This is a genomic window from Streptomyces sp. NPDC046203, from assembly GCF_040646255.1.
GTDB lineage: Bacteria > Actinomycetota > Actinomycetes > Streptomycetales > Streptomycetaceae > Streptomyces.
In genome coordinates this window covers 1-5,104 of the sequence record NZ_JBEYZX010000093.1, presented here as the reverse complement: position 1 = coordinate 5,104, position 5,104 = coordinate 1, and the positions used below count along the sequence as shown (strand labels likewise).

At 71.8% G+C, this 5,104-nt stretch carries 4 protein-coding genes; all 4 read left to right on the top strand.

Annotated elements, in window-relative coordinates; translation table 11 throughout:
* A partial coding sequence (locus tag ABZ990_RS31035) for a hypothetical protein (RefSeq protein ID WP_361238921.1) occupies positions 1 to 203 on the top strand: 203 nt, incomplete at its 5' end.
* 99 nt (positions 204 to 302) lie between these two features.
* Positions 303 to 1,889, top strand: a complete 1,587-nt coding sequence (locus ABZ990_RS31030) for an MDR family MFS transporter (RefSeq protein WP_361238918.1) — start codon at positions 303 to 305, stop codon at positions 1,887 to 1,889.
* A 291-nt stretch (positions 1,890 to 2,180) separates the two neighbouring features.
* Entirely contained in the window at positions 2,181 to 3,212 is a 1,032-nt protein-coding gene (locus tag ABZ990_RS31025) for a methyltransferase (protein ID WP_361238915.1), read from the top strand.
* Between the two features lie 11 nt (positions 3,213 to 3,223).
* Positions 3,224 to 4,867, top strand: a complete 1,644-nt coding sequence (locus tag ABZ990_RS31020) for an FAD-dependent monooxygenase (RefSeq protein ID WP_361238912.1) — start codon at positions 3,224 to 3,226, stop codon at positions 4,865 to 4,867.
* Positions 4,868 to 5,104 lie beyond the last annotated feature (237 nt).

Genomic DNA, 5,104 nt, shown 5'->3' with positions numbered 1-5,104 from the left:
CGCCGTCGGACTCGCGCGGGATGGTGGAGCCGTTGGTGTTGCAGACGGCGAGCACCTTCGCGCCGCACCGCACCGCGTCACACCGCGTGCAGGGCGAGCCGGAGTCCCCTTGCCGGACCGAGCACGACGCCGGCCGCGCCGTGCGGCCGGCGGAACGGGGACACACGCCACCCGCGGCGGCGGACGCCGCACCCGACCCCTGACGTTCCTATCGAAAGGTGACCTCCGTGTCCGCCCCGTCCACCGGGTCCCAGCCCCTGCAGGCCGACGCGAGATCGGTACCGCAGACCAGAGTCACCCTCGTGATCACGGCAGGCATGCTGGCGATCTTCCTGGCGATGCTCGACGCGCAGATCGTCGCCACCGCCCTGCCCCGCATCGTGGCGGACCTCGACGGCCTCGACCGGTTCGCCTGGGTGACCACCGCGTACATCATCGCCAGCAGCGTCACCACCCCGGTGTACGGCAAGCTCGGTGACCTCTTCGGACGCAAGAAGGTCTTCCTCGTCGCCATCGTGGTGTTCCTCGTCGGCTCCGTCGCCGCGGGTGCCGCGCAGTCCATGGATCAGCTGATCCTGTTCCGTACCGTGCAGGGCGTCGGCGCCGGCGGATTGTTCGTGTCCGTCCTCGCCATCATCGGCGAGATGTTCAGCCCCCGCGAGGGCGTCAAGTACTTCAACCTGTTCGGCATGGTCTTCGCGGCGGCGGCGCTCGCCGGACCCGCGGTCGGCGGTGTGCTCACCGATCTGCTCAGCTGGCACTGGGTGTTTCTGATCAACCTGCCCCTCGGCGTGGTCGTCTTCATACTGATCGCCTGCCACCTGCACCTGCCGCCCACCACCCGGCAGGCGCGGATCGACTACGCGGGATTCGTCACCCTCGGCGCCACGATCGTCGCCCTCACGCTCCTCGCGAGCTGGGGCGGGGCGAAGTACGACTGGACCTCGCCGCAGATCCTCGGGCTCGGCGTCCTCGCCCTCGTCATGGGCGCCCTGTTCATCGCCGCCGAGCGGCGGGCCGCCGAACCGGTCATCCCGCTGCACCTGTTCCGGGACTCCACCTTCAGCGTCAGCGTCCTGGTCAGCATGGCCGCCGGCATCGTCTTCCTCGGCGCCGTCAACTTCCTCGCGCTGTACCTCCAGGTGGTCACCGGCGCCAGCCCCACCATGTCCGGTGTGGTGCTGTTGCCGATGATGTTCGGTCTGGTCGCGGCCTCGGTGGTCAGCGGCAAGATCATCTCGAAGACCGACAGATACAAGTGGTACCCGGTACTCAGCATGATCACGGGCATCGGCGGCGCGGTGCTCTTCTCCACCATGGACACCGGCACCCCGCGGCTCGTCGTCATCGCGTACATGCTGCTGTTCGGCGTCGCCGCGGGTCTCAACATGCAGACCCTCACCATGGCCGCGCAGAACACCGCGCCCCGCGACGACATCGGCGCCGTCCACGCCACCGTGTCCTTCGCGCGTCAACTCGGCAGTACCCTGGGCATCTCGGTGTTCGCCGCGATCTTCTACAACCGGCTCACCGAGGAGCTGGCCCGGCGCGTCCCGGCCGGGGCGCTCGACGGGATCAGTCCCGGCTCGCTCTCCTCGCACGAGGTGCTGCTGGGGCTCGCCGCCCCCGTACGGGACGCGGTCGAGCACGCCTACGCGGCCGCGCTCAGCCCCGTCTTCCTCACCGCGGTGCCGGTCCTGGCCGTCGGCTTCGTGATCGCGCTGCTGATGAAGAACATGCCCCTGCGCACCTGGGGCGGCGGCGACGGCGACGGGGATCACGGTGGTTCGGGCGACTTTGGCGAAGTCGACGGCGAGTGGGGCCACGCCGGTTCGGGCGGCGGCGAAGGCCGGAGCCGGACCCGGCCCCAGGGCCACGGGGAGCACTGACACCCCGGACCACCGACACTCCGGACCACTGAGCCGAGGTACTCGGGCACCGAGCGCTCCGGCGCTCTCCGAGCCCGGATCGAGAGGGCCGCTTCCCCGTGCGGGGGGAAGCGGCCCTCTCGCCGTCGTCCCGGGCGGAGGGAAGAGAGCGGCCCTCGTGCCGTTCGCCGCACCGGCGCCACGCCCCCGCCCCCGCCCGTGCTCCAGAGCTCTTCGAGCCCGGCTCGACAGCCCCGGGTCATCGTCGGGGCAGCATCGCGAACCGACGACGAGAGTGGCCTGGAGGCCCGTGTGACCACGACCGAAGACCCGACCAAGGCCGCGGCGGTCGACCCCGGCCCGCTGATCAAGCTGACCATCGCGGACTGCGCCGCGAAGGTGCTGCACAGTGCGGTGACCCTCGGCGTCTTCGGGGCGCTCGCCGACGGTCCCGCCGACGCCGCCCGCACCGCCGAGCGCACCGGACTGCACCACCGTATGGCCGCCGACTTCCTCGACGCCCTCACCGGCCTCGGCCTGCTGGAGCGGACCGGCGGGCGGTACCGCAACTCCGCGCTCGCCCATGCCTATCTGGTCCCCGGCTCGCCCTCGTACCTCGGCGGATTCGTCGAGCTGACGAACGAGACGCTGTACGACACCTGGGGCCGGCTCACCGAGGCACTGCGCAGCGGCGCACCCCAGCACCTCGACCCGGACAAGGGCGGCTTCGTCGGCGACGAGCACCGCGACCCCGGCAAGATGAAGCGATTCCTGGCCGGCCTCGACGCCTACAGCGACCGGATGGGAGCCGAACTGGCCCGCCGCGTCGACTGGAGCGGCCACGGATCCTTCACCGACCTGGGCGGCGCCCGCGGCAACCTCGCCGCGGTGCTGGTCCAGGCGCACCCGCACCTCCGCGCCACCTGCTTCGATCTGGAGCGCACCAGGCCGCTGTTCACCGAACACGTAGGCCGGCTCGGCCTCGGCGACCGGATCGCCTTCGCCGGCGGGGACTTCTTCACCGACGACCTGCCGGAAGCCGACGTCGTCGTCCTCGGGCACATCCTGCACGGCTTCGACACCGACCGTCGGCGTGCCCTGCTGCGCCGGGTGTACGAGGCGGTCCGCCCCGGCGGTGCCGTGCTCGTCTACGACCGGATGATCGACGACGACCGCAGCGACCCGGAGCGGCTGCTCAGCAGCCTGCACATGCGGCTGGTCAGCCCGGACGGCTCCGAGTACCGGGTGGCGGACTGCCGGACCTGGCTGCGCGACGCGGGCTTCACCGACGCCCGCGCGGAGCCGCTGCTCGGCACCCACACGCTCGTGACCGCCGTCAAGTGAGGAGAGGGACGATGCGGCAGGACAAGACACCGGAACAGACACCGCGGCAGGCGCCGGAACAGGCGCCGGTCGTCATCGTCGGCGGGGGGCTCAGCGGACTCTCGGCCGCCGTGTTCCTGGCCTTCCACGGAGTGCGCGCGACGCTCCTGGAACGCCACCCGGACACCTCCACGCACCCCAAGGCCCGCGCCATCAACCCGCGCACCATGGAGCTCTACCGGGCGGTCGGCATCGAGGAGCGGGTGCGGGCCGGGCGCTCGCCCATCTCCGGCAACACCGACCTGGTCCACGTGGAGACGCTCGTCGGCGACGAACGCGTCCGGATGCCCCATGCCTCGCCCGAGGACATCCGCCGGATCAGCCCCACCCAGTGGACGCTCATCGACCAGAACCAGCTGGAGCCGATCCTGCGGGCGCGCGCCGTCGAGGAAGGCGTCGACGTCCGTTTCCACACCCGCGTCGACGCGGTGGCGGAGGACGCCGACGGCGTGCTGCTGCGCACCACCGATCTCGGCACCGGCGAGCGGGGCGAACTGCGTGCCTCGTACGTCGTCGCGGCCGACGGCAGCCGCAGTCCGGTGCGCGAGATGCTGTCCATCGGCGCCCACGGCCGCGGCACCCTCACGCATCTCGTCAGTTTCTTCTTCGAGGCCGACCTCGAAGCGGCCCTGCGCGGGCGGAAGATCATCGCGGCCTATGTGAACAACCCCGAGGTGCGCGGCACGATCATCCCGATCGACAACGACCGCCGCTGGGTCATCAACGTCTCCTTCTTCCCCGAACGCGGCCAGAGTGCCGACGACTTCACCGGGGAGCGGTGCGTCGAGCTGGTCCGGGCCGCGGTCGGCGACCCCGATCTGCCGCTGAAGCCGGAGTCGGTGGACATGCCGGCCTGGGACATCTCAGCGCGGGTCGCGGACGCGTTCGCCACCCGGCGGATCTTCGTCGCCGGCGACGCGGCGCACGTGATGCCGCCCACCGGTGCCTTCGGCGCCAGCACCGGCATCCAGGACGCCTACAACCTCGCCTGGAAGCTCGCCCTGGTCCTGGCCGGCACGGCCGGGCCGGGACTGCTCGCCTCGTACGCGGCCGAGCGCGCGCCCGTCGCCGAGGAGACCGTGCGACAGGCCATGCTGCGCTTCGCGGTGCGCGAGGGCAAACGGTTCGGGGAGGTCGCGGACCAACTGCTCGACGAGACCACGATGACCTTCGGCTACTGCTACCAGGCGGGCGCGTTCGTCGCGGAGAGCGGTGCCCCCGGTGCCCTGATCGAGGACCCGGAGGCCCCCACCGGCCGCCCGGGTGCCCGCGCCCCGCACGTCCCGCTGGACGGCGAGCGGGGCCCGCTCTCCACGCTCGACCTGTTCGGCCGAGGGTTCGTGCTGCTCGCGGACTCCGCCGCGGACCGGTGGGCGGAGCTCGCCGACCAGGCCGCCGCCGAGCTCGGTCTGACGCTGACCGCGCACACCATCGGTCCGGACGCCGCACTCCGCGACCGGGAGGGCCGGTTCCGGCAGCGGTACGGACTGCCCGCGGGCGGGGCCGTGCTGGTGCGCCCCGACGGATTCGTCTGCTGGCGGTCCGCGACCGACGGCACCGACGCGGCGGGTGACGAGATCACGGCGGCGCTGCGGCACGTGCTCGCACGCGACTGAGCGACGGCCCGGCACGAGGGCAAGCAGACGACGAGCACTCGGTCAAAGGACAAGCGGAGGACAAGCACTCGGCAGGAGAGACGAGCAGAGGACGCGCGCAGGGCAAGAACACGTCGGCGCGCTTCCCCCGAAGGGTGGTGCGGGCGCCGGTCTTCCAGTTCCTGCTGGGCATCCTCTACTTCCACGAGGCGATGCCGGCGGAGCGGTGGGCGGGCTTCGCCCTGGTGTGGCTCGCGC